General features: G+C 60.3%; 25 protein-coding genes. 10 read left to right on the forward strand and 15 right to left on the reverse strand.

Translation table 11 applies throughout. The features are described from left to right. The first annotated feature begins 4 nt into the window (after nt 1–4). Entirely contained in the window at nt 5–1,168 is a 1,164-nt protein-coding gene (locus AC3EA7_RS04435; protein ID WP_488612826.1) for a hybrid sensor histidine kinase/response regulator, read from the forward strand. On the opposite strand, the gene AC3EA7_RS04440 is transcribed toward AC3EA7_RS04435, so the two are convergent. Beyond that, nucleotides 1,143–2,588, reverse strand: coding sequence for an FtsW/RodA/SpoVE family cell cycle protein (locus AC3EA7_RS04440; RefSeq protein WP_488612827.1), 1,446 nt, complete (start codon nt 2,586–2,588; stop codon nt 1,143–1,145). The two genes, AC3EA7_RS04435 and AC3EA7_RS04440, sit on opposite strands and share 26 nt — an antisense overlap. Next, entirely contained in the window at nt 2,564–3,646 is a 1,083-nt protein-coding gene (ychF, locus tag AC3EA7_RS04445) for a redox-regulated ATPase YchF (protein WP_488612828.1), read from the reverse strand. Before ychF ends, AC3EA7_RS04440 begins: the two co-directional genes overlap by 25 nt. A 639-nt stretch (nt 3,647–4,285) precedes the next feature. Here ychF and AC3EA7_RS04450 point away from each other — a divergent pair. From AC3EA7_RS04450 to AC3EA7_RS04475, 6 genes are all read left to right on the forward strand, one after another. Beyond that, on the forward strand, nt 4,286–4,888 hold the full coding sequence (locus AC3EA7_RS04450) for an RNA polymerase sigma factor (protein ID WP_488612829.1): 603 nt from the start codon (nt 4,286–4,288) through the stop codon (nt 4,886–4,888). 58 nt (nt 4,889–4,946) lie between these two features. Further along, entirely contained in the window at nt 4,947–6,431 is a 1,485-nt protein-coding gene (locus AC3EA7_RS04455; RefSeq protein WP_488612830.1) for a DUF5667 domain-containing protein, read from the forward strand. Between the two features lie 92 nt (nt 6,432–6,523). After that, nucleotides 6,524–7,741, forward strand: a complete 1,218-nt coding sequence (gene tgt, locus AC3EA7_RS04460) for a tRNA guanosine(34) transglycosylase Tgt (protein WP_488612831.1) — start codon at nt 6,524–6,526, stop codon at nt 7,739–7,741. Nucleotides 7,742–7,835: 94 nt separating this feature from the next. After that, nucleotides 7,836–8,660 (forward strand): DNA repair protein RecO, encoded by an 825-nt coding sequence (recO, locus tag AC3EA7_RS04465; RefSeq protein ID WP_488612832.1) that lies wholly within the window; start codon nt 7,836–7,838, stop codon nt 8,658–8,660. Then, a complete protein-coding gene (locus tag AC3EA7_RS04470; RefSeq protein WP_488612833.1) occupies nt 8,647–9,336 on the forward strand; it encodes a PH domain-containing protein in 690 nt (229 codons plus the stop codon). Before recO ends, AC3EA7_RS04470 begins: the two co-directional genes overlap by 14 nt. A gap of 36 nt (nt 9,337–9,372) precedes the next feature. Then, on the forward strand, nt 9,373–10,239 hold the full coding sequence (locus tag AC3EA7_RS04475; RefSeq protein WP_488612834.1) for a purine-nucleoside phosphorylase: 867 nt from the start codon (nt 9,373–9,375) through the stop codon (nt 10,237–10,239). Here the strand turns inward: AC3EA7_RS04475 and AC3EA7_RS04480 are convergent. The 5 genes from AC3EA7_RS04480 to AC3EA7_RS04500 all read right to left on the reverse strand — a co-directional run bounded on the left by AC3EA7_RS04480 (nt 10,208) and on the right by AC3EA7_RS04500 (nt 14,868). After that, nucleotides 10,208–10,705, reverse strand: coding sequence for a DUF427 domain-containing protein (locus tag AC3EA7_RS04480; RefSeq protein ID WP_488612835.1), 498 nt, complete (start codon nt 10,703–10,705; stop codon nt 10,208–10,210). The genes AC3EA7_RS04475 and AC3EA7_RS04480 overlap by 32 nt on opposite strands. Beyond that, the gene (locus AC3EA7_RS04485; RefSeq protein ID WP_488612836.1) at nt 10,702–13,185 is read right to left on the reverse strand and encodes a penicillin acylase family protein; all 2,484 of its coding nucleotides are present in this window, start codon (nt 13,183–13,185) and stop codon (nt 10,702–10,704) included. The genes AC3EA7_RS04480 and AC3EA7_RS04485 overlap by 4 nt, the downstream gene beginning before the upstream one ends. 46 nt (nt 13,186–13,231) lie before the next feature. Next, the gene (locus AC3EA7_RS04490; protein WP_488612837.1) at nt 13,232–13,477 is read right to left on the reverse strand and encodes a hypothetical protein; all 246 of its coding nucleotides are present in this window, start codon (nt 13,475–13,477) and stop codon (nt 13,232–13,234) included. A gap of 17 nt (nt 13,478–13,494) precedes the next feature. Beyond that, a complete protein-coding gene (locus AC3EA7_RS04495; protein ID WP_488612838.1) occupies nt 13,495–14,220 on the reverse strand; it encodes an NUDIX hydrolase in 726 nt (241 codons plus the stop codon). Nucleotides 14,221–14,286: 66 nt separating this feature from the next. Continuing rightward, nucleotides 14,287–14,868 (reverse strand): hypothetical protein, encoded by a 582-nt coding sequence (locus tag AC3EA7_RS04500; protein ID WP_488612839.1) that lies wholly within the window; start codon nt 14,866–14,868, stop codon nt 14,287–14,289. A gap of 205 nt (nt 14,869–15,073) precedes the next feature. Here AC3EA7_RS04500 and AC3EA7_RS04505 point away from each other — a divergent pair, with 205 nt between their 5' ends. After that, on the forward strand, nt 15,074–15,520 hold the full coding sequence (locus tag AC3EA7_RS04505; RefSeq protein WP_488612840.1) for a Fur family transcriptional regulator: 447 nt from the start codon (nt 15,074–15,076) through the stop codon (nt 15,518–15,520). Nucleotides 15,521–16,255: 735 nt separating this feature from the next. Here the strand turns inward: AC3EA7_RS04505 and AC3EA7_RS04510 are convergent. Continuing rightward, complete coding sequence (locus AC3EA7_RS04510; protein WP_488612841.1) at nt 16,256–16,978, reverse strand: Rcas_1661 family thioredoxin-like (seleno)lipoprotein; 723 nt, start codon at nt 16,976–16,978, stop codon at nt 16,256–16,258. A 322-nt stretch (nt 16,979–17,300) separates the two neighbouring features. Between AC3EA7_RS04510 and AC3EA7_RS04515 the strand changes: the two genes are divergently transcribed. Beyond that, nucleotides 17,301–18,338 carry a glycosyltransferase gene (locus AC3EA7_RS04515; protein WP_488612842.1) on the forward strand — a complete coding sequence of 346 codons (1,038 nt, stop codon included), beginning with the start codon at nt 17,301–17,303 and terminating at the stop codon, nt 18,336–18,338. On the opposite strand, the gene AC3EA7_RS04520 is transcribed toward AC3EA7_RS04515, so the two are convergent. The 7 genes from AC3EA7_RS04520 to AC3EA7_RS04550 form a co-directional block, all read right to left on the reverse strand. After that, entirely contained in the window at nt 18,294–18,971 is a 678-nt protein-coding gene (locus tag AC3EA7_RS04520) for a phosphatidylserine decarboxylase (protein WP_488612843.1), read from the reverse strand. The genes AC3EA7_RS04515 and AC3EA7_RS04520 overlap by 45 nt on opposite strands. A gap of 38 nt (nt 18,972–19,009) precedes the next feature. Next, nucleotides 19,010–19,546 carry a ribosome maturation factor RimM gene (gene rimM / locus AC3EA7_RS04525; protein ID WP_488612844.1) on the reverse strand — a complete coding sequence of 179 codons (537 nt, stop codon included), beginning with the start codon at nt 19,544–19,546 and terminating at the stop codon, nt 19,010–19,012. A 4-nt stretch (nt 19,547–19,550) separates the two neighbouring features. Beyond that, nucleotides 19,551–19,778 (reverse strand): KH domain-containing protein, encoded by a 228-nt coding sequence (locus AC3EA7_RS04530; protein ID WP_488612845.1) that lies wholly within the window; start codon nt 19,776–19,778, stop codon nt 19,551–19,553. A gap of 6 nt (nt 19,779–19,784) precedes the next feature. Beyond that, a complete protein-coding gene (gene rpsP / locus AC3EA7_RS04535; protein WP_488612846.1) occupies nt 19,785–20,060 on the reverse strand; it encodes a 30S ribosomal protein S16 in 276 nt (91 codons plus the stop codon). Nucleotides 20,061–20,089: 29 nt separating this feature from the next. Continuing rightward, nucleotides 20,090–21,424, reverse strand: coding sequence for a signal recognition particle protein (gene ffh, locus AC3EA7_RS04540; RefSeq protein WP_488612847.1), 1,335 nt, complete (start codon nt 21,422–21,424; stop codon nt 20,090–20,092). Nucleotides 21,425–21,508: 84 nt separating this feature from the next. Beyond that, a complete protein-coding gene (locus AC3EA7_RS04545; RefSeq protein WP_488612848.1) occupies nt 21,509–22,960 on the reverse strand; it encodes a stage II sporulation protein M in 1,452 nt (483 codons plus the stop codon). A 56-nt stretch (nt 22,961–23,016) separates the two neighbouring features. Next, on the reverse strand, nt 23,017–24,024 hold the full coding sequence (locus AC3EA7_RS04550) for an ABC transporter ATP-binding protein (RefSeq protein ID WP_488612849.1): 1,008 nt from the start codon (nt 24,022–24,024) through the stop codon (nt 23,017–23,019). 243 nt (nt 24,025–24,267) lie between these two features. On the opposite strand from AC3EA7_RS04550, the gene AC3EA7_RS04555 reads away from it, so the two are divergent. Continuing rightward, the gene (locus tag AC3EA7_RS04555; RefSeq protein WP_488612850.1) at nt 24,268–25,344 is read left to right on the forward strand and encodes a rod shape-determining protein; all 1,077 of its coding nucleotides are present in this window, start codon (nt 24,268–24,270) and stop codon (nt 25,342–25,344) included. Nucleotides 25,345–25,348: the final 4 nt, after the last annotated feature.

Genomic DNA, 25,348 nt, shown 5'->3' on the forward strand with positions numbered 1-25,348 from the left:
ACCAGTGACTATTCTGTATATCGAAGACAACCACGATAATCAGTTGCTGGTGCGCCGTATTCTGGAGGCGCGCGGCTATGCGATACAGGTGTGCGAAGACGGACCCGCCGGCATTGCGTTGGCGCGTGAAAGCCAGCCGGCGCTCATCCTGGTCGATATCAACATCGCGGGCATGGACGGCTATGAGACGACGACCCGCTTACGCAGCCTGCCGCATCTGCGCGCGACGCCGATCATCGCCATTACCGCCGATGCCCGTCCTGGGACGCGCGAACGTGCGCTGGCTGCGGGGTGTGATGGGTTCCTCGCCAAGCCGATCGATCCGCGCCTGCTCCCCGATCAGATTGCCGAGTTTTTGGGAGGGAAGCGTGAACTGCTGCCCAAAAGCCTGGAAACGACCATGCTGCGCGAGTACAACGCGAAGCTGGTCGAGCGGCTCGAGCGGCAGGTGCGTGAACTGAGCGCCCGCAATGCCGAATTGCAAGAACTTGATCGCCTCAAAAACACCTTCCTCGCCACCCTCTCGCACGAGTTGCGCACGCCGCTGACCGCGATCCTCGGATACCTGGAACTGTTCGAACGGCGCACCCTCGGACCGTTGAACGACGTGCAGGGACAGGCAATTAACGTGGTCGCTCGCAATGCCCGGACTCTCTCGCGCATCCTCAATAACCTGCTCTATCTGCAAGAAGTGCGTTCGAACGAGATCCGGCGCGTGCCGGTCGTTATCCACGAGGTGTTGCAGGAAGTCATTGCAGAAATGCAGCCACTGGCGCGCACTGCGAATGTGACACTGTCTGCTTCCCTTCATCCGACCGCAGTGTACAAAGGCGACCCGATTGGCATTGGTCAGGCGTTGCGCGCCCTGATTGACAATGCCATCAAGTTCACGCCCGCTTCCGGGCGTGTTGAAGTAACGCTGATCGACGAGCCATCGCGGGTGCTGGTGCGGGTGGAAGACACGGGGATCGGCATTCCGGCGGAAGCGCAGGAAAAGATTTTTCTGCCGTTCTACCAGATCGATGACACGCTGGCGCGCCCCTACAGCGGCGCCGGGCTTGGACTGGCAATCGCCAGACATGTGGTCGAAGCGCACGGCGGGCAACTGACGGTGCGGAGCATCGTCAATGCCGGTAGCACGTTTACGGTTGTGTTGCCGCGGGAATAGGTGCGCTCGCAGAGAGGCGCAACAGCAACCCAATGATCAGAAAGTTCATGATCACCGATGAACCGCCATACGAAATGAACGGCAGCGTGATGCCGGTCAGCGGAATAACGCGCAGATTCCCGCCGATGATGATGAAGGTTTGTGTGGCCAGGATCGTGGTCAATCCAACGGCGAGGAGTTGCTCAAACCCGCGAAAACGCCCGGGAATGCGCATGGCAATGTGGTAGCCGCGAAAGATGAGCAGCAGGTATGCAATCAGGACTGCCAGGCTGCCAGCAAGCCCCAGTTCCTCCGCCAGTGCGGTAAAGACAAAATCGGTGTGCACTGCCGGGATGACGGTTGGGAGGCCCTGACCAAGCCCCGCGCCGAGCACCCCTCCCGATGCCAGCGCATAGATTGCCTGCACGATTTGATACCCGCTCCCTTGTGCCGTTGCCCATGGATCGAGCCAGATGGCTACTCGCGTTTTCACCACGGCCACAATGTTGTACAGCACATACGAGCCGGCGCCAAAGGCGCACAACCCGGCGACGACGTACCATCCGCGCCCGGTGGCTACGTACAGCATCGCCAGAAACACGCTAAACAGAAGTAACGCAGCCCCCAGATCGCGTTGCGCAATAATCAACCCCATCGCCAGTCCCCACATAGCGATCAACGGCGCAAGATACGGCAGCGGCGGTAATGGCAGGGGACCAAGGCGGTAGCCGGCGGCGACCACCTCACGATGCTCATTCAGGTAGGAAGCCAGGAAGATAACCAGCACGATCTTGAGCAGTTCAGACGGTTGGAACAGGAAGAAGCCAAAGTTGAACCAGGCGCGCACACCGCTATTGTTGGGATCGACGCCAAAGAGGAAAGTCGCCAGAATCAGCGCCACCCCCGCCGTCAGCCAGGCGTATCGATGATGATCGAGCCAGTCCATCAGCGAAGTGCGCTGATATCGTCGTAACAGATCATCCCAGGGAACGAACAGCACAATGGTGCAGATGACAATTCCCAGCATCACCCAGAGCGTCTGCCGGTCGTCGATGCCAGCAAAGCAGGGCGCCAGCGATCCATCGCGCTGCGAACACATGATCGAGAGCAGCGCAGGTTCGAGGCGGGCGATCAGCATCAATCCCAGCCCGCTGAGCAACGCCACCAGCGGAAGCGTCAGTTGATCGGCGTTGGGCAGACGCCAGCTCAGCCCAAGCGACATTGCCAGGAAGAGCAGGAAGGGCAGAACTGAGGGCCACAGGATACGCGCGATCCCCCGGAGCGTGGGTGATGAAATGGGTTCGCCGCTATCGACTGCCAGCGCTACCAGGGTGTAACCGGCCGCAAAGAAGATCAGCGCAATTAGCAAAAGCCGCAGTTCGGCGCTGCGCAGGCGCCACGGACGTCGGAACATGGTCAGATGTTGAACAGAAAATGGCACACATCGCCATCCTGCACGATGTACTGCTTCCCTTCCATGCGCACGTGTCCGTGTTTGCGGGCTTCAGCCATGCTGCCTGCACGCGCCAGATCGTCGAAAGCGACGACTTCGGCGCGAATAAAGCCGCGCTGAATGTCGGAGTGGATCACGCCGGCGGCTTCGACGGCCGGCGTCCCGCGGCGGATCGTCCAGGCGCGCACTTCGTCGGGACCGGCGGTGAGAAAACTGACCAGACCAAGCAATTCGTAGGAAAGCGCGATGACCCGGTTGCGCGCCGGTTCGGTAATGCCGAGATCGTCCATAAAGGCGCGCGCCTCTGCCTCATCGAGTTGGGCGAGTTCAGCCTCGATCTTGCCGCAGAGCGTCGCCACGCCGCTCCGCCGATGCTCGTAGCGGATCGCCGGCGGATGTTTCAGTTGATCCTCGCCAATATTGATGGCAAGCAACAAAGGTTTCGCCGTCAGAAACTGATAGCCGCGCAGCAATCGTTCTTCCTCAGCGCTCAGGTCGATGTCACGAATGGGCGTGCCGCTTTCCAGCGCGGCCTGAATGCGCACCAGCGCATCACGTTCAACAATGCGCATCTCGCGCTCCTTCGCCGACATCTTGCCGATCTCGGCGTTCAGGCGCGTCAGGCGACGCTCGATGATCGCCAGATCAGAGAATGCGAGTTCCAGATCCACTGCCTCGATGTCTCGCAGTGTATCGACGCTGCCGTCTGGATGCGGCACGGTTTCGTCCTCGAATGCGCGAACGACATGGAGGAGAGCATCAGCGCCGCTGATATAGTTAAGCACTGCTGGCGGCAACCCGCCACTCTCACGCGCGCTGCTGCTCAACCCGCCGATATCGATATACTGCACATCGGCAGGCGTGACTTTTTTGGGCTTGAACATCAGCGCCAGCGCATCGAGGCGCGGATCGGGCACCTTGACGGTTGCCAGGTTCGGGGTCAACTGCCCGGAACTATAGGCGGTCGTTTCCGCCGAACCGCCGGTCAGCGCGTTGAAGACGGTGGTTTTGCCGCTGTTGGCAAGGCCGATGATTGCAATTTTCATAGAAGTTATACTCTGCGTTTCTGCACATGATCAGCATCAGTATAGTATGTCTGTGCAGTTGCGGCAAGGGCGTGACGCGGGTTCACAGGCGTCGGTTTCTCTGCTCTCGCTAGGTCGCGCCTGCGCAGGCAGGCGGCGCTGCAGGCTGAAGCCCTCGCTGAGGACACCCCGGTCCCTGCGGGGCTGCACAGGCGCAGACGCAGGCAGGCGGGTCGGCGCATCCCCGGGCGCGGGTCGGGCAGGCGGGCTTGGCAATCGTAGTCCGCGGCTTCAGCGTGAGCAACTCCCCTTCTCCGGCGATTCAGATATGGGAAGAGAAACCGTGACCAGTCCTCCCGCCTGGCAGGATTGTCACAACGTTGAACATTTAGAACGTCGTGTCGTAGTGCATGCCTGTAGAACATCTGAGTTTTGACTGAACCTTAACTCCTTACTACTTTCACCGCGCGTGCAGTTCGGCTATAATTTGATGGAATGGCGATGGCGGGCGGCAGATTACTACGCAGGTGAAGTTCTCTTAACTTTCTAATGTAGATCGCGCGTAACTTCGAGTTGTTTCGTCGCGTTGGTATTGAATAGGCAACCTGTTCTTACCAGCGCGGCAGAAGCGTCAGTGCGTCTACCGGGCGACAGGGGAATATGGTTGCTGATGCAAACGTCGAACTTTCAACCGTCATTGTCCGCGCTCAGGCGGGCGATGCGGCGGCGTTCGGCGAGTTGTACGCCAGATATGCCAGGAACATCTTGCGCTACATGTACGTTCGCACGCGCGAACCGGAGCTGGCGCAGGATCTGACGCAGGAAGTATTCATTCGCGTGATAAAGGGTATTGGTGGGTTACAGTATCACGGCGAGAAAATGTTTCTGGGTTGGTTGTACACAATTGCAGGAAATGTCTTGATCGGTCAAGCGCGGCGGCGGCAGATAGCCGCTTCATCACTCAACGATTCGCCGGATGTCACCGATCCGCGCGGGCAGGAAGCAGTTTCATCACTGTTTGAGCGTCTTTCGTTGCAACACGCCATTGCACAACTTACGGTTGAACAGCAGAATGTACTGGTGTTGAAATTCTTTGGCGATATGACCAACCAGGAGATTGCAGCAACGATTGGTAAAACGGAAGGTGCAGTCAAAGCCCTGCAACACCGCGCCATCCAAGCATTGCAGCAGATCCTCAGCCAGGAATATGCATCTGCTGAGTCGTTGATGGCTCGTGCCGTCGGCGGTGCAGATGCTTCCTGATTGCTGTCTGCGTTCGTTGCGGTTGTGGTGAATAATGGTTCGTCACGGTCAACAATCTGTGGTTCTCGATATATTCGATGAGGCGCTCAATCGTTTGTTGAGCGGCGCACACATCGATGAATGTCTGGCGCGCTATCCGCATGTAGCCGCAGAACTCGAACCGTTGCTCCAGATAGCTGGTATGGTGCGCGAGGAAGCGACGCTGCCGCTGCCGCCCGAACTGGAACGCTGGCTTCCAACCGGCGCTCAGGAGTTTTCTGCAATTGCCGCTCAGATGCTCGCACAGCAGCAGAGAACCCGGCATCTGCTGCGCCCTCTGCGCAAAGCAGCGGTGCAGCGTGTGCTGGTGGGCGCTCTGGCGGTGACGGTGCTGCTGGCGTCGGTTGACACCGCTTCAGCGCAAAGCCTGCCCGGTGATCCGCTGTATGCCTGGAAAGTTGCGCGCGAGGATTTGACGCTCTCCATTGCTGCCGACCCGGTGCAGCGCAGTAAATTGCACATTGACTATGCGCGCTGTCGCATGCTGGAAATCGAAACGTTGCTTGCCAGCGGTGATGCCATCGACCCGCAACTGCTTGAAGAACCTTTTGCCTTGCTCTCCGTGCACGTTCGTGGTGCGGTGGTGGAAAGTCGTCAGATCGGCATCGCTGCTGTGTCAGATGATGTGGCTGTGCTGATCGATGAGGTACAGGCGACGCTATCACAACTCGCGTCAAAGGCGCCGGGCGCCAATTCGCTGATTAGCGCCGTGCAAGGGCAGATCGACTCGGTTATGGAACCGACGGTAGCGCCGCCTGCAACCACAGTCCCGTCGTCATCGCCAGCACCAGCGACGCAAACTCCCGAATCCGCCAGTGCGCCGAATCCGGCATCCGTCGATGTGCCGGCAGTGGATCCGGTTGAGCCTGTTCCCGCTATTGAGGCAAATCCTGCATCCGGCGGGGACTCCACTCAGGCTGTGGTGACTCCGCCGCCAACTGCGCGCCCGCCACGCCCGACGCCAACCCCCGCGCAGGGTGCGCCAACTGCAACCAATCTGCCGTTGCCGACTCGCACGCCTGTGTCCGCGTCTCCTACGTCTGCACCGTCGCCCTCGCCGACCGCAACATATACGGCAGAGTCGACAGAGGTTCCGCCGACGGATACGCCATTGCCCACGCATACTCCATCGCCAACCCCGACCTCGCCGCCAACGGCGATCCGTATTCCTCCGACAGAACCGCCGTCGGCCAGTTCGACGCCGCAACCGCCGCCAACTGCTCGTCCGCCACGCCCAACAGCGACGCCGCGCCCGACGCTGACGCCAACCCCGGCGCCGACGGAGACGCCAACCCCGGCGCCGACCGAGATGCCAACCCCGACGCCGACTGAGATGCCAACCTCGGTGCCGACCGAGACGCCAACCCCGTCGCCGACGGATCAACCAAACACGCCGCCTGATCTTGCCGAAGCATCCAGCACTCCAACCAAAACTCCAGGCGCTTCCGGCAGCGGCAACGAAAATGCGTACAATGGCGCTTCGTCCAACCCGGCGGCGCCGTAAGGCGCATGTTGTCCTCACCCTCGCCCGGGTAGCGCGGAACCCTGTATAATAGAGCCTCTTTTTACTGCTCGCGATGTTTCTTTTACACGTTTATGACGCTGACATTCGAAATCGAGGCGCGCGATCTGCATAGTCGCGCCCGCGCCGGACGGATTACAACCGCTCATGGAACCATTGAGACGCCGGTGTTCATGCCGGTTGGCACACGCGGCTCGATCAAATCGCTGACTCCTGATGAGGTGCGCGACCACGGCGCGCAGATTATCCTCGGGAACACCTATCATCTCTACCTTCAACCCGGTCACGAGTTGATTGCGCGCATGGGAGGGTTGCACCGCTTCATGGGATGGGATGGGCCAATCCTGACCGATAGCGGTGGGTTCCAGGTGTTTAGCCTGGTGTATGGCGGCATTGCCGATGAGATCAAAGGCCGACGCCCGACGCAGCAGGTGCAGCCTGGTATGGTCAGAGTCACCGATGATGCCGTCGTATTCAAATCGTATATCGATGGTTCGACCCACGTCTTTACTCCTGAACGCAGCATCGAGGTCCAGAAGGGCATTGGCGCCGACATTATCCTCTGCTTCGATGAATTGCCGCCATTTCACGCCGGGTACGACTATACCGCTCGCTCGCTGGAACGCACCCACGCCTGGGAGCGACGTTGCCTGGCATTTCATCAGGAAACCCGCACGAGAGGGTTGCCGTTTGCGCCGCCGAATCCTGATCAGGCGTTGTTCGGTATCGTCCATGGCGGCGTCTTTCCCGATCTCCGGCGCGCAAGCGCTGAGTATCTGCGTGATCTGCCGTTTGATGGGTTGTGCATCGGCGGGTCGCTTGGCGGCGATAAGCAACAGATGCGTGCAGTCGTGGATATGACTGTGCCGCATATGCCCGATCATCTGCCGCGCCATCTGCTCGGCATTGGCGATGTCGATGATCTGATTGAGTGTGTGGCGCGCGGTATCGATATGTTCGATTGCGTCAGCCCGACTCGCCTTGGCCGGCATGGGACGGCGCTGGTGCGCGATACGTCGGCGTATCCTGCGGAGCGTCGCTGGAAACTGAATGTGACCAATGCCGCGCTGCGGGATGACCCGGAACCGCTTGACCAGTGGTGTGATTGCTATACGTGCCGGAACTACTCGCGCGCCTACATTCACCATCTGTTTCGGGCGCAGGAATTGCTCGGCATTCGGCTCGTCAGTCTGCACAATGTCGCCTTCCTGCTGAAACTGATGCGCGACATTCGCCAGAGTATTCGGGAGGGGCGCTTCGCACAACTGCGTGCTGAATGGCTTGGAGGATGACCATCTGCTCATTGACCAGAACCCGCTGCGGGGTCTATAATGACAATCTGGCGCCTGGATGTTATTTTGGCAATGCGTATAAGTGAGTGCCGCTTTGCGAGATCGAGTTTATCGTTGTGAAGCCATTATCATCCGGCGATCCGATATTGGTGAGGCGGATCGGGTGTTGACGACTCTGACGCCGTCTGGTAAACGGCGTGTGGTCGCCAAAGGTGCGCGCAAGATACATAGTCGCCTGGCAGGGCATATCGAGCTGTTTACCCACACGACCCTCATGCTGGCAGTTGGGCGCAATCTGCACATTGTGACCCAGAGCAGCCCGCTTGATCGTTTCGAGCGCCTGCGCACCGATCTGGAACGGATCGGCGCTGCGTACTATGCCGCCGAACTGGCTGATCGTCTGATTGAGGAAGAGAGTGAGAACCGGCGTGCCTTCGATCTGTTGCTCGGCGTCTTGCGCGCACTCGACGCTGGCGCCGCCGTCGATCTGACCCTGCGCGCCTATGAGTTGCATTTGCTTGATGCGTTGGGGTACCGTCCGCAGTTGCACGAGTGCGCCTCGTGCGGGGTGGCGCTGACCGAGGCGACGGATCGGTTCAGTCCGTCAGCGGGTGGCGCACTCTGCCCGCAGTGCGCCGGCGCTGATCGCCGGGCGCTGCCGATGAGCCTGCCGGCGTTTAAGGTGTTGCGTTACCTTCAGATACAGCCGCCGGAGATTGCAGGTGAGTTGCGTGTATCAGCCGCCACATGCGCCGAGGCGGAGTCGTTGCTGCGCGCCTATCTGCGCCATATCCTGGAACGTGACCTGCGTTCGCTCGCATTCCTCGACGATGTTCGGCATCTTCACGAAGCCTCACGATCCGTCGGATCAATCGATATGCGTTATTTCGCTCAAGGAGTTGACCATGAACACGATTGACTCCCTCCTGGGGCGTGGTGAACGTGTGCGCTACATTGGCCGGCAACATGTGTTTGTGTTGATCGGTAACATTCTGACCGAATTGTTGCTGATTGGCGTATTGATCGCCGCTGGCGTCGTCTCACAGGTGGCATTTCCCGATAAAACTCTGGCAGGGATGGAAGTCGGCGTTTTGGTGCTGATTGTCTGTGTGATTATCAGCCTCCTCGTGCTTGGCAGCGCCTTTCTCGATTACCTGCGCTGGTCGAATGAACAGTGCGTGGTGACTGATCGGCGTGTTATTCTGCTGCGTGGCATCTTCAACACCACGGCGATCGATATCCCTGTCGAGAAGATCAACGAAGTGGAACTGCGCCAGAGCTGGATAGGGCGGCTCTTGAATTTTGGTGATATCGAGATCATTACTGCCTCTGAGTCGGGTGTCAGCCAATGCCACAGTCTGGCCGATCCGCAGGGGTTCAAGCGTGCAATGAATGATGCCCGCAATGATATTGAGCACGGGTATGCCTATATCGATCAGCACGACATCGATGCGTATCTCGATCTGGAAGAGCCGCTGCCTGCCGTTGAGCGTGTGTCGCACGCCCTGCAACGTCTGGCGGATATGCGTGATCGTGGGTTGATCTCGCGTGAAGAGTTCGAGGAGAAAAAACGTGAATTGCTCAACCGTATATAATGTCTCAATACAGGCTGCTCGTACAGGAAGAATAACGTGAACGACCTTATGTCTCAGATCGAACGTGCGCGTTCGATTATCGCAGCTCAAACACGTCTGGCGCCACGCATTGCGCTCATTCTTGGCTCAGGGTTGAGCGAACTGGCAGATGATCTCGATGATCCCGTCGTTATGCCCTATGCCGAAATCCCCGGCTTCCTGCCCACGACGGTCGCCGGTCATCGCGGTGAACTGGTCGTCGGCATGCTGGCGGGCCAACCGGTCGCGGTGATGCGCGGACGGTTCCATTTTTACGAAGGGCACTCCATGCAGCAGGTGACATTTCCGGTGCGTGTGCTGCATGCCCTCGGCTGTACTACGCTCCTGACGACCAATGCCGCCGGCGGGTTGCACGCCGACTGGCGCGTTGGCGATCTGATGCTCATTACCGATCATATCTTCCTCCCCGGGCTGGCAGGTCATCATCCGTTGCGCGGACCAAACGAGGATCGTCTGGGTCCGCGGTTCCCGGCAATGGTCGGCGCCTACGACCGTGAGTTGCTGGCGCTGGCGCATCGCGCGGCGAAGAGTCTGGATCTCGTGCTCCGTGAAGGGGTTTATCTGATGCTGTCGGGTCCTGCGTTCGAAAGCAGCGCCGAGTTGCGCATGTGTCGTCTGCTCGGCGCCGATGCGGTTGGCATGTCGACAGTTCCAGAGGTTATCGTGGCGCGGCATATGGGGATGCGCTGCATGGGGCTTTCACTGATTACCAACCTGGCGTTGCCTGATGGCCCGCCGGCCAATCACCAGGAAGTGCTCGATGCCGGCGTTGTAGCGCGGCCAAAGATTGCGGCGTTGATCCGTAGCATTCTCGCGCACATGGATCACACCGCTACCATCCCCACGTTCCCGGACCGCCCTTGAATGGTCCGACGATGTCGGAGGTGATCCAGCCGCCGTAGAAGTCGCCCTCCTGCGCGATCACCTGTTCATCATCGACGTAACAGGCGTCCATACGGCTCGGATAGAACGCAACATACCCGGCAAGCGCCTCATACCCGGGCGAAGGCCGGGCATAGAACCACGCTGCGTTCTCAACGCGCTGTTCGCCGACCTGCACCGTGTAGTAGCCGGCCATGCCTTTGAATTCACAGAAGGACTGTTTGCCGGTTGGCGTCAGATACTCCATCCGAATATCTTCAGGCGGAATGTAGTAGGTTGGCGGGTGACTCGTCTCCAGCACCCGCAATGCGCGACGGGTATCGGCAATCGTCACGCCGCCGAACACTACCCGCACATGGCGCGATGTCGGTTCGATCCGCGGCGGACGCGGGTAGTCCCACACCGACTCCTGCCCTGGACCTGGAGGGATGCGACGCATCGGTCTCATAGCGCACTCCCTGCTGGCACGGTAGCGCTCGTAACCTGTTCCTCCGCCGGTTGCAGCGTCATGCGGTTCGCCGCAACCTCTTCGACTCGCGAGCGGCTCCAGGGCATTGGGTGATACTGCACATTGAGCCAGGGTTGAATAAAGTCGCTGTAGTGGCGACTGCCCGGATGCCCCGATTGACCGGTTGGGTGCATGCTCTGACTCCGATCCCAATCGGCGGTATCGCAAATCTGCCGATACGACGGTGCAATATAGAATGGCGGACCGGCGAATTCACGCGGCAGATAGCCCATGTTCACCGTATCGAGATCGCCGCCGGTCGGGAATGGTCCGCGGTTGAGGATCGTCGCCAGTGCAGGGAGCGCACCGAGCGGATGGCGAATGGTCAATGAATGGATGCGCCCATAGCGCCAGGCAGTGACATCGTCGCCGAGTTCAGCGCGCAATTCCGCCAGCGTTGCGTTCCAGGCGGCGGTAAGGATCTCATCGGTGGTGCGTTCGCCGAAGAAACGGTCATCTCGCTCGATCAGGCGGCGAAGCAGGCGCGGAAACGTTCGATGCGCCATATCACGTCCGGGAAGCGTTGCGAACGCGCCCAACCCGACCACGCAATCGAATGCTGCGGCGGCATCGGCATAGATCGTGCTCAGCAGACGCTCGCGCAACCGTGAATAGATCGTACCGCCAATGCTCTCGGCGCTCAGTTCCCCGTTCCAGGTGGCGAGCGCATCGCGCGCCTGTTGCGCCAGCGGTTCATCGGCAGGGAGGCGCCCGGCGAGCGCCGCAAGTTCCAGTCCGGGCAGGCTGCGCACGTCGGCGTGGATACGCGCAAACGACTCGGCGTCGTGGCGGGGTGTTTGTTCGATCAATTGCCGGATGCGCTCGGCGCGGTAGCCATTGAGCCATTCTGCCGGGAACGGATAGGGATAGGAGTCGCCGACGATCCGGTTGTTGGCGGTGATTACGAACCCCTCCGGCGGGTTCAGCACGTGTGGCAGTTCAGCATGCGGAATGATGCCCACCCATTCATACTCACCCGTCCAGCCGGGCACAGGCAGACGTCCGTCGCCTTTGGCGCGCAACGGAATATCGCCGCCGAGTGCATAGCCGATATTCCCCTCGACATCGGCATAGGTGAAGTTCTGCGGCGGAACGGTCCAATCTGCCAGCGCCTCACGAAAACTCTCCCAGTCGCGTGCGCGGTTCAGTTTGAAGACTGATCGCATGAGGCGAGAAGGTTCCAGCGCCGTCCAGCGCATTGCCAGCGGTTGCTCGGCACGCAGCGCCTCCCCGTTCGAGCCGCCTTGTGTGGTTTCGGGGGTCAGCGCATTAATGATCGGACCGTGGCGGGTAATGCGCACCTCTTCGATCACCACTTCGCGCTGACCACGCACGACGATCTCTTCGCGCACCAGGTCGGCGGTCTCCCACTGTCCCTGGTACTCGTAGCGCAGCCCGGTCGGATCGGTCGGATCGAATTTCTCCAGGTAGAGGTCCTGAACATCATTGGCGCTGTTGGTAATCCCCCAGGCGATATGTTCATTGTGCCCGATAACAACGCCAGGCGTCCCCGGAATACTGGCGCCGGTCACATGGAAATCGCCGCCGCTCAGATGATTTTCGTACCAGAGCGACGGCATGGTAATTGCCAGATGCGGATCACTGGCAAGCAGCGGTCCGCCGCCTGTAGTGCGATGCGCAGCGACTGCCCACGAATTGCTGCCCTGCCCTGCGCCATCCGGGAAGAAACGAGCGGCGGCGTCCGCCCGGTCCATGGCGGATTGCCCCATTGTCGGGGTGTACTGGACGCCGGGAGGCACAGTGATGGGATGGTCATCCAGGTAGCGTGGTTCGAGCGTGGTTGCGCGCTCAGCGCCGACGGCGGCAATCAGGCGCGCGCGCACCAGTTCTTCACGCCAGTTGCGCGATAGTTGCAGCGCCATCATCCGGCCCCACACCAGCACATCAGCAATGCTCCAGGGACGAGGGCGCAGGCGCAGGACGGTAAACTCAATCGGTAGATTGCCGGCATGCTGTTCGATGAAAGCATTCACTCCTCGAACATATGCTTCAACCAGCCGGCGTGTTTCATCATCCAGCGAGTCTGCCTCACGTTCTGCAACGCGTCGGAAGCCCAGGACGCGCACGAGTCGGTCGGAGTCGAGCGCAACTGCGCCTAACAACTCAGCCAGTCGCCCGGATGCGGCGCGGCGTTGAAACTCCATCTGCCAGAGCCGATCCTGGGCATGCACATACCCCTGCGCCATAAACAGGTCTTCGCTGGTGGAAGCATAGATATGCGGCACACTCCAGCGATCCCGAATCACCTTAACCGGCGCCTGCAACCCCGGAAGCGGCAGGGTGCCGGATGTGCGCGGCAGCGGTCGACGCAACGCTGCGATCGCCCCAACGCCGGCAAGCCCTGCCGCTGTTCCGATGATAATGCCGGCGGTTTTTCCCAATTGACCAAGCGAGATCATGCCAACACCCGTTTCTCGTTATTCCAGAAGCGCTCACGTCATTCTACTACTGTTCCTTGGGCAACGATGTGGCAATGTCGTAGACCAACACCTGCACGTCCAGTCCGTCTTCGGTGAGCAATTTGAGCGTTATTTCCTGTGTTGCCGAGCGGATCGCCTCCTCGTGATCGGCTGGCGCATACGCGCGAATTGCCGCCTCTTCGGCAGAACGCCGCTGCACCTTGAGCACGGCATCGGGGCTGACGTTTTTGATCCGCTGCGACAGATCGGCAATCGCTTCATCCAGAGTCATGGTTCGCTCCTTCTGTCTCAGGATGCTCCTGCATTATACGCGATTTTGGCAATTCGCATCCGGGCTGTGAGTTCGCTGAGCATGAGCGCAGTTGCGCCCCACACTTTGTATCCGGCAATCGCAAAGTATGGCACAAGAACCTCGTGTCCGTGCAGTGTCCAGCGTTCGACGACAACCGTTGCAGGATTGAGCAATTCCGGCAGGCTGACCGTAATGACCCGATCCACTTCATGATGGTTGATCGTCAGGTGCGGCAATGTGCGCAATAATCCTACCACTGGTGTAATGCGAAAATTGCTCGGTGGAATGTAGATCGATGTCAGCGTTCCAAGCACGTTCACTGTCTCAGGCGTGATTCCCAACTCCTCAGCGCATTCGCGCAATGCCGTCGCCACCGGTCCGTCGTCCTCCGGGTCGGTAGCGCCGCCGGGCAGCGATACTTCCCCCCGATGACTGGCGACCTGATTGCTGCGCACGGTCAACAGCAGGCGTAAATCGGCGTCATCAGGGTACAGAGCCATCAGCACAGCGCCGATGCGCGGCGTCACTCCCGGCGCTGGTTCGCGTGGGCGGAAGGAGCGACCTTGGAGATCGCGAATCAGCAGCAACTGATCGTCCGACAGGGAGACGACGACGCTGAGCGCCCTGCGCAAAAGGTGTTCCCATTCTATCCAGGGCGCATCATTGTGGGCAATGTCCACTGCCTGCACTGCTCCTCCTGCATCTGCCGTACGATAGAACATAGCACGAACCATGTCAAGATGCAAATGAGTATGCGACTTGCGTGCCGCTGCTTCTATCATACATGGTTACCGTAACTGGCGCGGCACGGACGTCGGGGTCGTTGGCGGAACCCGGCACGTCAGCGAGCGAACGATCTGATTTGTGCCGCGCACTCGCACGGTTACCTGATACTCCCCCGCGCGCTCCATTCCCATGATGAGCGGGATTGCAAAATCGCCGGATGCGCGCGCGCTTCCTCCGCTGACGATCCGTGGACCGAAAGAGAGCAACAGCGGTGCATATGGCGCGGCGACGCCGTTGATAATAATCGTTTGACCGGGCGCGCATTCCACGATGCCTGGCATCGTCGGCGTGACCTCAGCAGATTGTGAGAATTGCGGCGCTGTCGGCGGAATACGGGTCGGTGGAGGCGCCGCCGTCAGCGTTGGACGGACGACCGGCGTGGCTGTCGGCGTGACCGGCGCGCCGGTTGCTGTGGCAGAAACCGTCGGACTGGCTGGCGCGACCGGCGTTGTTGTGGCAGGGGCGCGGGTCGCGGTCGATGTTTCTGGCGGCGGGTAGGCCAGATTGGTTGCGGTTGCAGGCGCCGGGTATCCCTGCTGGGCAGTCGTCTGTGGCGGTGAACCGGTCAGAGTTTGCAACGTCATAACCGCACTCAGGCCCACTATTGTTGTGATGATCAAAAATGATGACGTTGGTGGGCGGTTTGATGCATTATTCATACTATCGCTCAGTTCGTAACAGTGATATAATGTTCGATCAAGGATATATCTTACACCATTTTCCTGTGGAATGCCGGAAGCCGACAACTGCCGGCGGCGTCCTTGAGAAAACTGGTATCAGAAGGAGGATATGGCTATGTCGTGGGCTGAGAACGTGCTCAAAGACCTGAGTGCGCACGGACATCGAGTGACCGCCCCGCGTCGCGCCATCCTTGAGCGGATCATGCAATACTCACAGCCGTTTAGCGCCGAGCAGTTGTTCCGCGATCTTGGTGGCGAGTCGGGTCCGATTGGGCGCGCGACCATCTATCGCACCGTTGATTTGTTGGTTGAGGATGGCTGGCTCTCGCGCGTTCACTGGAGCGCCGCGAAGGAAGCGCATGCCGCAAGCGAACATGCGTATGTGCCGGTCGAACCCGGTCACCAGCACCACATGATTTGTCGCAGGTGCGGGTCGGTTGTTTCGTTCGATGGATGTGACATCGAGACGCTTCTTGGCGATCTGGCGCGCCGGCTGAACTTCAAAATCGAAGGGTACTGGCTCGAGGTGTATGGGTTGTGTCCAGCCTGTCAGTGAGTTGAATGACGGTACGGAGGGAGAGCAGGGGTCCTCGAATAGAGCGAATGACCGGATGTCATACTAATACGCGGTCATTTGGACAATCATGAGACCACTGCACAAAGGCTTAACCACCAAGGGCACGAACAAGGGCACGAAGGGGAAGAAACATAAAGCGCATTGCCTGGGTGTCCCTTGGTGACCTTCGTGGTTACCGCTTGTTGCAGTGAAGTCAATAATGGTTTCTGAGAAAAGAATTCGGTATCGCCCGGTGCAGCCCGCACAGGCGGGCTTTGCAACCGTAGCCCACGGCTTCAGTCGCCGGGCGGACGAGCGGATAGCGGAATACGTATTCAAAAACCATTATTGCCGGTGCGCGTTGACCGTTACGCCTTGAACAACCAACGCGCGAACATCTTGTCTGACTGACTGCAAGTGAGTATTACACAATTTGACCGTCTGGCGATTGACGTTGGCTGAGCCTGTCGAAGCCAACGTCAGCCACTCCACGTCCTCGATTGTCCAGATTTTGGGTGATCGCTCTATAAGATGGGGAGATTTTCAGGTGCAGAGGCATAGGAGCGAGACGCTGCCGCTTGCGGTGAGCCTGTCGAACCGCCTGCGGTGAGCCTGTCGAACCGCGCACGTGCCAGCGTCCTCGCGCCCTGAAGCGGGCGATGCGATCGAAAGGCTTGCCAGAAACGCTCCATGTGTAAGGTGTCAACCCGCTCCCTGTGCCCTGCCGGAAGCGTCCTACTGCTTCTCGAGAATCGCCTGGAAGTCCTCGAACGGTCGTGCTCCCACCAGTCGTTCGCCAGCAATATCGAACACCGGACGCGAACGCACGCCAGCATCCTGAGCAGCGCGGAAATCGGCTTCGATGCGCGCACGGTGCTTGCGCGACTGCACACAGACGTTGTACTCGGTCAAGTCAAGATCGATCGTCTGCGCCAGATATGCCAGCGCTGCGCCAACGTCATCAGTGGTATAGAGTGATACCTGGTTGCGATAGATGGCATCGCGCATTTCCCAGAATTTGCCCTGATCGCCGGCGCATTCCGCCGCCTCTGCGGCGCGCAGCGACTCCTCGCCGAGTTGCAGGAGATGCCGATAGACAATCCGCGCCTTTCCGGTTGCAACGTATGCCTCGATGATCGCCGGTTCGGTCTCTTCCACGTGAAACGCACAGGCAGTGCAGAGAAAGTCCGAAAATTCCAGAATAGTCACCGGCGCATCGGCTTTCCCTAAATAGTGGTATCCTTCCGGTGTACGCCCTCGTTCCAGCGCGGTCGCGTCGGTCGCTGACGCCGGAGCGTCCGGCGCTGGCGTCGCTATGGCGCTTGTCTGCGTGGCATCTGGAGCAGCGGGAACAATACTCGCCGGTTGTTCCGGCGCAGGTGCGGCAGATGGCGTTCCGCTGCACGCAGCGATCACTGCCGGTATGATCAGGAGAAGGATAAGATGTCGCTGGATCATGGATGATGGTCCTTCCGCTCATTAGATGCTTCGGGTTGGTGAATATTTACAACATAATCCGTATTCGCATTGCGTCCGGCGGCTGACGGAGTTTGAGAAATTATTCCGCTATCCGCCTTGTAGCCCGGCGGCTGAAGCCGCGGGCTCCGGTTGCGAAGCCCGCCTGCGCGGGTGGGACAGCATCGGCGCAGGCCGACGCCTGGCGCGCACGCGCCCCCAAGGGGCGGTTTCAACCGCCAGCCAGGGTATGCCGGTTCCATACGCCGCGGGCTGGCGATGGTCGCCGGTCGCCTCCCTCTAGATAAACGGAGTCTTGTCAGGTATGGATGCTCTCTGTATCTCCCTGATCTGCACCGTCCGCGATGAGGCGGACAACATTGCTGAACTGATCGATTCCATGCTGGCGCAATCGCTGTTACCGGACGAGATCGTGATCAACGACTGCCAGAGCCGGGATGCAACACCAGAGATCATTGCCCGCTACATTGCAGCAGGAGCGCCCATTCGTCTGGTGCGGGGGGGGCACAATATTCCCTCGGGGCGCAACAATGCCATTCGCCATGCGCGCGGCGCAATTATTGCCTGTACCGATGCCGGGCTGCGTCTCGATCCGCACTGGCTGGAACGCATCACGGCGCCAATCCGGCAGGGCGCTGCTGATGTGGTTGGGGGATTCTTCCGCCCCGCGCCGTCCAGTCTCTTTGAACTCACGCTTGGCGCCACTAACTACCGTGAGGCGGAAGAGATCGACCCGGCGCGCTTTTTGCCGTTCGGGAAATCGTGCGCTTTTCGTCGTGAGGCATGGGAACAGGCAGGCGGCTATCCGGAGTGGGCGAATCACTGCGAGGATGTGCTGTTTGCGCTGGCGCTCAAACGCCTTGGTTTTCGCTTTGCCTTCGCTCCCGATGCGCTGGTCTTCTTTCGCCCGCGCTCGTCGCTTACCGCTTTTGCGAGGCAATACTACTTCTACGCGCGCGGCGACGGCGTCGCCGGTCTGTGGACTTTGCGCCACGTCGTTCGCTACGCGACGTATAGCGTTGCAGCAATGCTGTTGCTGGCAAGCCGGCGACATCCCTGGGCACTGGCGCTGATCGCGGCGGGCGTGGGTGCGTATGTGCGCACACCGTTGTGGCGACTCCACCGACGCGCGCCTGCACTGGATGCCACCGGTGCGCTGCGGGTTGCGCTGCTCATTCCGGTGATCCGACTGGTCGGCGATGTTGCCAAGATGATTGGCTACCCGGTTGGTGTGGCGCAACGTCTGCGTTCGGCATCGTTGCGCAGGGCGGTCGCGCAATACTGGAAGAGCGGCGCGCTACAGCAGCACGACCTGCCCGATGAGCGACACTCCGGCGCGTAGTCGTGCTCCAGGCGCAGGCTGCCATTCGATCAGGTCACGTGGCGCCAGCAGCTCGACACGGCTGCCAAAGCGCACGCGCGTCAATCGCTGACCGGCGCGCACCCGATCGCCCAGGCGCACCAGCGGCGTGATATGTTGCCCGGGGAGGTGCGTGGTAATGACGAGCAGCAGCGGTCCCCACGCCGTTGAAATGCCAAGAAAGAGTCGTTCAGCGCGTCGGGCCGCGTCGTGTGGGATGCGCAGGGGGAGCAGGTCTGTCGGGTGATGCTCCAGATAGTCGATAATGCCCGATGCCGGGCTGCGTTGCACCGCCACATCGAACGGCGAGACGTCGATCGTCAGTTGAACGGCGTCGGTATGCAGGAAGCGATGCTCGTAGAGTTCATTCGTGCCGTGTGCAATCCCGTCGGCAGGTGCGAAGAGCGCATCGGCGTCTTCGGGCGTTGCGCGCTCAGGATCGCGGCAGAGGAGCGCCGCAACCGCCGTAAGCGCCAGCGGCAATGGCGCCAGGCGCGGGCGGAAGCGCAGCAGGACGCCCGCAATACCTAATCCCAGGCTGACAATGGGCGTCGCTGCCGGATCAAAACCCGGGATGCGCAGGATAGCCTCTGGCGCGCGGTCATTGTTGCTCATAGCGGGTGGACCCTTCGGGTCGGCAAATCGGCGAGAGGTCAACCGTCATCATCGATCAATCCCGGCAACAGACGCACCACAATCTGCCCGGCGGCCACATCGAGACGCTCGACCACCTCGTGGATCATTGGCAGCAGCGTATCGGAGCGCCCACGTCGTTCGACGACGATCACATCGTTGGCGCCGGTTTGCAGCACCTCACGCACAAAGCCGATCTCGGCGCCACCGCTCTCGACAACCCGCAAGCCATACAGTTGATGAATGAAGTACTCATCGACATCGAGCGGTGCGGCATCGCTTTCGCGGATGCTCACCTCTGCGCCGCGCAGCGCCTCGGCAGCCGTCCGGTCAGTCACGCCGCCCAGCGTCAGGATCAGCACCCCGGCTTTGGGCGTGTGAACGTGCTGCAATGCAAAAGGGCGACGCTCTGCGCCGACGAAAACGGTCTGCACGTGACGACGCAGGTGATCAACGCGATCCGTCGCTGATCGAACCTTGATCTCGCCGCGCAGCCCAAACGCATCGATCACCGTGCCGATCAGCAGCACTTCATCAGCAGACGGACGATCTTCCATTGTTTTATTCGATATCGACGTGGACGCGCTTATGCCGCCGTGCTGCTGCGACGCTCATCAGGTCGCGGATAGCTTTGGCAACCCGCCCGCTGCGCCCGATGACTTTGCCGGTCTCGTCGGGCGCGACGGTCAGTTGATAGGTCACGGTATAGCGGCCGGTGCGTTCCCTGATCGTCACTGCTTCCGGGTGATCGACCAGGCTGGTCACCAGGTATTCCAGCAACGCCTTCATACGGATTCACCCCTCAACCGGTGCGACCGGTTTGCCGTCGGCATCAAGGACCCCGACCTGTTTCAGCAGGCGCACGACCGTTTCCGATGGCTGAGCGCCGACTCCAAGCCAGTAACGCACGCGATCCGCCTTCACATTCAATTCTTTCGGCTGGCGCACCGGATTATAGTGCCCGACAATTTCGATGAACCTGCCATCACGCGGCGAGCGCGAATCGGCGACGACCAGACGATAACTCGGCTTTTTGGTTTTGCCCATGCGACGAAGACGAATAGTAACCATTGCGCTGATTCTTCCTCCACTCCTGTTGACTAACGCAGTCGGCGCATCAACTCGCGCGGGTCGATGCCGCCTTTACCGCCCATACGTTTCATCATCCGCTGTATCTGGCGGAACTGATTGACCAGTTGCGTCACTTCCTGCACCTTTGTGCCGCTGCCACGCGCGATACGCTCTTTGCGTCGCCCCTTGATCAGGTCCGGGTTGCGGCGTTCTTCCTTCGTCATCGAGAAGATGATCGCCTCGATCTTCTTCAGGTCCTTTTCGGTGACGATCTCTTCGCGTGCCAGTTTGTCGAGCCCCGGAATCATGGCGAGAATCTGCTGGAACGGACCGAGTTTGCGCATCTGCTGTATCGAAACCAGGAAGTCCTCGAAATCGAACGATCCCTTGGTCAGTTTCTTCTGCATCTTGCGCGCCTGCTCTTCATCGTAGATCGCTTCGGCGCGCTCGATCAGCGATAGCACATCGCCCATCCCCAGGATGCGCGACGCCAGTCGATCCGGATGGAACGGCTCAATCGTGCTGGTTTCGACTTTCTCTCCCGCTCCGAGGAACTTGATCGGCACGCCCGTGACCGCGCGCACCGACAGCGCGGCGCCGCCGCGCGCATCGCCATCGATCTTGGTGAAGATAATGCCGGTCAACCCGACGCGCCGGTTGAACTCTTCGGCGACGCGCACCGCTTCCTGCCCGATCATCGCATCGACGACCAGCAGGCGCTCCACCGGTTCGACCGCAGCGTTGATCTCCTCGAGTTCCACCATGAGCGGCTCATCGATCTGGAGCCGGCCAGCGGTGTCGATAATGACGTGCGTGATGCTCTCGTCACGCGCACGGCGCAGGGCATTGCGCGCAATCTCTGGCGGGCGGACCTGAGTTCCCGCCGAATGCACTGGAATGCCGAGTTGCCGCCCCAGCGACTCGAGTTGGGTGATGGCTGCCGGGCGATAGATGTCCGCGGCGACCATCAGCGGACGTTTGCCCTTCTTGCGCAGCCAGAGCGCCAGTTTGGCGGCAGTCGTCGTCTTGCCGGAACCCTGCAAGCCGATCAGCATGATGATCGTCGGACCCGGGCGCGCTTCGGCGAGCGGCACATTCGCCTGACCAAGCAGGTCGATCAATTCCTGGTGCACAATTTTGATCACCTGCTGCGCCGGCGTCAGGCTCTTGGTGACTTCTTCGCCAACCGCCTTCTCCGTCACGCGCGCGACGAATTCGCGCACCACTTTGAGGTTGACGTCGGCTTCGAGCAGCGCGATACGCACCTGCTTCATCGCCTCGCGCACGTCGTCCTCGGTCAGTTTGCCTTTGCCGCCGAGTTTCTGGAAGACCGCCTGCAACCGGTCGGAGAGACTCTCAAACATGGCGCGACTCGCACTTCACGCAAAAAAGCGGCGCTCCACCGCTCTAACTTGCACATTGTAGTCAGATTTTGGCGTTGCGTCAAATCATCCGTACAGCGCCGCCAGGATGCGGGTTGTGATCAGTTGCTGCACAATTCCCGCCAGCAGAAACATTGGCAGGATCACGAACAGCCACACCTTGCCGAACTGTGCCAGCGACCAGAGGAGATTCTGCCCGACGGTGAATCCTTTCGGCGGCGCCATCACGGCGGCGCCGATACGGATGCCGAGCGCCGCACCGAGGATGGCGGCCGGCAGTTCGATGAGGCCATGCGGCAGCACATAACCGATCACGAACTGAAGCGGGCTGTTGGATCCCAGCGTCAGCCAATCGCCGCCGCCAGCCATCAGCGCCCCGGCGACGTACCCGATGCCGCCGAAGGCAAAGAACGGCACCATCAGCGAGAAGATGCCAAACGTGAAGGTTGCCAGCAGCGCCGTGATCAGCAGGCGCGCGCTGTTGGCAATGCCGGTGAGGATGCCGAGCGCCAGATCCGGTTCGGGCGTGATGCCGACGCGCCCCGGCGACTGTCCGATTCGGTCAAAGAAGCCGCCGAGAAACGGCCCGCAGAGTGCGCCGGCGACCGCCGCCAGCAATGCCACCAGCAACGGCAGACGGTAGTCGCGCAGCAGCGCCGGCAGGTCATGCCGGTAGAACTGCCGCAATGAGAACGGCGTTCCGGCATATGTTTCCGGCGGCGTGCCTGCCGGGCGATATTCGCGCACAAATGTCATGAACGTCTGGGCGATATGGCGCAGGTTCAGTTGTTCGTGCTCGCGCGACAGGATTTCTTCGCGGTTGAACGCCCCCATCCCGGTGCGCGTCAGCACCGCAGCGATGACAAGCAGGAGCACGACTGCCAGCCAGAGCACATCCCAGCGGCGTGCAATGATCAGCAGCGCTTCGAGTTGAATGGTTGCCGCCGTCGGCAGCAGCACGAAGCTTGCCAGCAGGTTGGCGGCGCGAATGCTCGTCGTATGGCTGGAGATGATCACGGCGCCGGCGACCATTACCACCGACTTCATCAGGATCAGAAGCAGCACCACGACCAGATACTCAAATGTGAGACCCTCGAAGAAGAGGTCTGGTTCGCGCACCCGCAGCGAGATGCCAAAGATCGTCATCGCCAGCAGCGACGACATGAGCGGCGGAATGAGCGCGGAAAGGAGTTTCCCCAGGTAGAGCGCATTATCGGAGAGTGGCATCGACAGGAGCGCTTCCAGGCTGTTGCGCTCTCGCTCGCCCACGAACGACTCGAGCGCCGTGATCAGCGAAAACGATGCGGGAATGAAGCCGACCAGCAGCATGGCGAAGGGAATGAGGCGAATGACCGACCCGCGATCGCCAACGAACTCGATCGCCACGCTCGATGCGGCGATCAATAACTGCGGCAGCACAAACGTAAGAATAAAGATCGGCACAAGAATGCGCCAGTCGGTCAACGTATCATTGACTTCACGGCGAACAATGATGCGAATTGCGCTTGCTCCCGACATACGTTCAACCTCCGCATCCTCTGCGGTCCTTAATAACATCGGAGGTCAATCAATCTTCAACCTTCAACCTTCAACGTTACCGCTTCCCCGCCAACCGGCGCGCCATTGTATTCGGCAGGTTGCTCCGCGAAGGGCGCTGCATCGGCGCGCCGGTTGCCGGCGACGATTTCGAGGTAGACATCTTCCAGGCGGCGTGGCAGTTCATTGAGGGCAACGATTGGGATTCCGGCATCCGCCAGCCGCGCGACGATCTGTGGATTGACGTGCCGTGCATCGTCGGTATGGTAGTACACACATTCACCATCGATGCGCTCGATCGGCGCCAGCCCATCGAGTACGGCTGTGGCGCGTTGTGCGGGAATTCCCAGGCGCAATTCCCAGCGTGGCGCTCCCAGGAATTGGCGGGTCAACTCGGCAAACGTGCCCTCAGCCACGATCGCGCCATGCCGGATGATTACAATCCGGTCGGCAAGTTCTTCCGCCTCGGTCAGATTGTGGGTTGTGAGCAAAATGGTGCGGCGCGCCGCGCGCAGTTCCAGCATTGCGTCGCGCACCTGACGGGCGCTGTGCGGGTCCATCGCTGTCGTCGGCTCGTCCAGATAGAGCACCGGCGGATCGTGAATGAGCGCCCGAATCAGGGCGACCTTCTGCTTCATGCCTTTTGAAAAACTGTCGAGTCGCTTGTCGCGCGCTTCCCATAGCCCAAACTGGCGCAGCAACTGCTCGGCGCGCCGCGCGCTGTCGCTGGCTGCCATGCCCTGCAATGCGCCGAAGAAGCAGAGGTATTCCTGTGGGCGCATGCGCAAATAAAGACCGGGGAACTCGGTGAGCAATCCGACGACCCGGCGCACCTCGCGCGCCTGTTCCACCACGTCGTATCCCGCCACGCGCGCGTACCCGTCCGATGGCCGGAGGATCGCGCCCAGCATACGAACCGTTGTCGTTTTACCGGCGCCATTTGGTCCCAGCAGGGCAACGACTTCGCCCGGATCAATGGTGAGCGATACGCCGCGCACAGCGTGAAATGCGCCAAAGACTTTGTGCAGATTGGAGGCTTCGATCATACTTGATGCGGGCTGGAACCCGAATGGAGTGCGATGGTACGGCATCGCGCAGGGCGCCCGGCGCACCGACGATGTCTCTATGTCTAAGTATACCAGCCTGCGCGTGTGATCGACAGGCGTCGATGATTGCAATATCGATGCAACCTTGTAACAACGCAGTGTGGTATAATGCGCGCCAGCAGAGGGATGGACATAACATAGCCATTCTGGTGTAAGCCGGTAGAGATTCAGGAAGAGGGCCGCGTGGGGTTTAACCCGCTCAATTCATTCTTCGGCGCGCTCAGCCGCGACCTTGGCATCGATCTCGGAACTGCCAACACCCTGGTTCACGTGCGTGGCAAGGGGATCGTCATCAGCGAACCATCAGTCGTTGCGATCGACAAAAAGACCAAAGAAGTCAAAGCCGTCGGCGCAGAAGCCAAGGCAATGGTCGGCAAAACGCCTGCCAATATCATCGCGGTGCGCCCGCTGAAGGATGGGGTCATCGCCGATTTCGAGGTTGTCGAAAAGATGCTGAAGTACTTCATCAGCAAGGCGCACGACCGTTCGCTCGGCATCGTGTCGCCGCGCCCTCGCGTGGTCGTCGGCGTGCCGTCGGGCGTGACGCAGGTCGAGATGCGCGCGGCGCGCGATGCGGCGCTGAATGCCAACGCGCGCGAGGCGTATGTCGTGGAAGAGCCGATGGCGGCGGCAATCGGCGCCGGCTTGCCGGTGGATGAGCCGGTCGGTTCGATGATCGTCGATATTGGCGGCGGGACGACGGAAGTCGCAGTGATTTCGCTTGGCGGGATCGTGATCAATCACTCGATCCGCACGGCGGGCGATGAGATCGATGAGGCGATTATCCAGTTCGCCCGCCGCGAGTACAACCTGCTGATCGGCGAGCGCATGGCGGAAAAGGTCAAAATCACCGCCGGAAGCGCCTACCCGCTCGATGAAGAGATCCGGGTTGTGCTGCGCGGGCGCGATTTGCTGACCGGTTTGCCGAAAGCGGTGGAGATTTCGAGCGTCGAATTGCGGGAAGGCATTGCTGGTCCGGTCAATGCGATCGTCGCCGAGGTGCGCGCCGCGCTCGAAGAGACCCCCCCCGAACTGGTGGCGGATATTATGGAGCACGGTATTGTGCTCGCCGGCGGCGGCGCGCTGCTGCACGGTCTCGAACGGCGGATTGCCGCAGAAACCAAGATGCCGGTGCATATCGCGGAGGACCCGCTCTCGTGTGTGGCGCGCGGCGCAGGGAAAATGGTCGAGGAATTCGAAAATCCGGTGTATCGCGATATCCTGACCAGTACGCAACGCACCCGTCGTGTCCGTTATTGATGAG

The sequence above is a fragment of the Roseiflexus sp. genome, assembly GCF_057785375.1.

What these genes read in the sequence shown, in the direction of transcription:
- ychF (WP_488612828.1), bottom strand. Translation starts at nt 3,646, where the DNA reads ATGAAAATTGCAATCATCGGCCTTGCCAACAGCGGCAAAACCACCGTC.
- AC3EA7_RS04450 (WP_488612829.1), top strand. Translation starts at nt 4,286, where the DNA reads ATGGTTGCTGATGCAAACGTCGAACTTTCAACCGTCATTGTCCGCGCT.
- tgt (WP_488612831.1), top strand. Translation starts at nt 6,524, where the DNA reads ATGACGCTGACATTCGAAATCGAGGCGCGCGATCTGCATAGTCGCGCC.
- AC3EA7_RS04470 (WP_488612833.1), top strand. Translation starts at nt 8,647, where the DNA reads ATGAACACGATTGACTCCCTCCTGGGGCGTGGTGAACGTGTGCGCTAC.
- AC3EA7_RS04480 (WP_488612835.1), bottom strand. Translation starts at nt 10,705, where the DNA reads ATGAGACCGATGCGTCGCATCCCTCCAGGTCCAGGGCAGGAGTCGGTG.
- AC3EA7_RS04485 (WP_488612836.1), bottom strand. Translation starts at nt 13,185, where the DNA reads ATGATCTCGCTTGGTCAATTGGGAAAAACCGCCGGCATTATCATCGGA.
- AC3EA7_RS04490 (WP_488612837.1), bottom strand. Translation starts at nt 13,477, where the DNA reads ATGACTCTGGATGAAGCGATTGCCGATCTGTCGCAGCGGATCAAAAAC.
- AC3EA7_RS04495 (WP_488612838.1), bottom strand. Translation starts at nt 14,220, where the DNA reads ATGTTCTATCGTACGGCAGATGCAGGAGGAGCAGTGCAGGCAGTGGAC.
- AC3EA7_RS04500 (WP_488612839.1), bottom strand. Translation starts at nt 14,868, where the DNA reads ATGACGTTGCAAACTCTGACCGGTTCACCGCCACAGACGACTGCCCAG.
- AC3EA7_RS04505 (WP_488612840.1), top strand. Translation starts at nt 15,074, where the DNA reads ATGGCTATGTCGTGGGCTGAGAACGTGCTCAAAGACCTGAGTGCGCAC.
- AC3EA7_RS04510 (WP_488612841.1), bottom strand. Translation starts at nt 16,978, where the DNA reads ATGATCCAGCGACATCTTATCCTTCTCCTGATCATACCGGCAGTGATC.
- AC3EA7_RS04515 (WP_488612842.1), top strand. Translation starts at nt 17,301, where the DNA reads ATGGATGCTCTCTGTATCTCCCTGATCTGCACCGTCCGCGATGAGGCG.
- AC3EA7_RS04520 (WP_488612843.1), bottom strand. Translation starts at nt 18,971, where the DNA reads ATGAGCAACAATGACCGCGCGCCAGAGGCTATCCTGCGCATCCCGGGT.
- rimM (WP_488612844.1), bottom strand. Translation starts at nt 19,546, where the DNA reads ATGGAAGATCGTCCGTCTGCTGATGAAGTGCTGCTGATCGGCACGGTG.
- AC3EA7_RS04530 (WP_488612845.1), bottom strand. Translation starts at nt 19,778, where the DNA reads ATGAAGGCGTTGCTGGAATACCTGGTGACCAGCCTGGTCGATCACCCG.
- rpsP (WP_488612846.1), bottom strand. Translation starts at nt 20,060, where the DNA reads ATGGTTACTATTCGTCTTCGTCGCATGGGCAAAACCAAAAAGCCGAGT.
- ffh (WP_488612847.1), bottom strand. Translation starts at nt 21,424, where the DNA reads ATGTTTGAGAGTCTCTCCGACCGGTTGCAGGCGGTCTTCCAGAAACTC.
- AC3EA7_RS04545 (WP_488612848.1), bottom strand. Translation starts at nt 22,960, where the DNA reads ATGTCGGGAGCAAGCGCAATTCGCATCATTGTTCGCCGTGAAGTCAAT.
- AC3EA7_RS04550 (WP_488612849.1), bottom strand. Translation starts at nt 24,024, where the DNA reads ATGATCGAAGCCTCCAATCTGCACAAAGTCTTTGGCGCATTTCACGCT.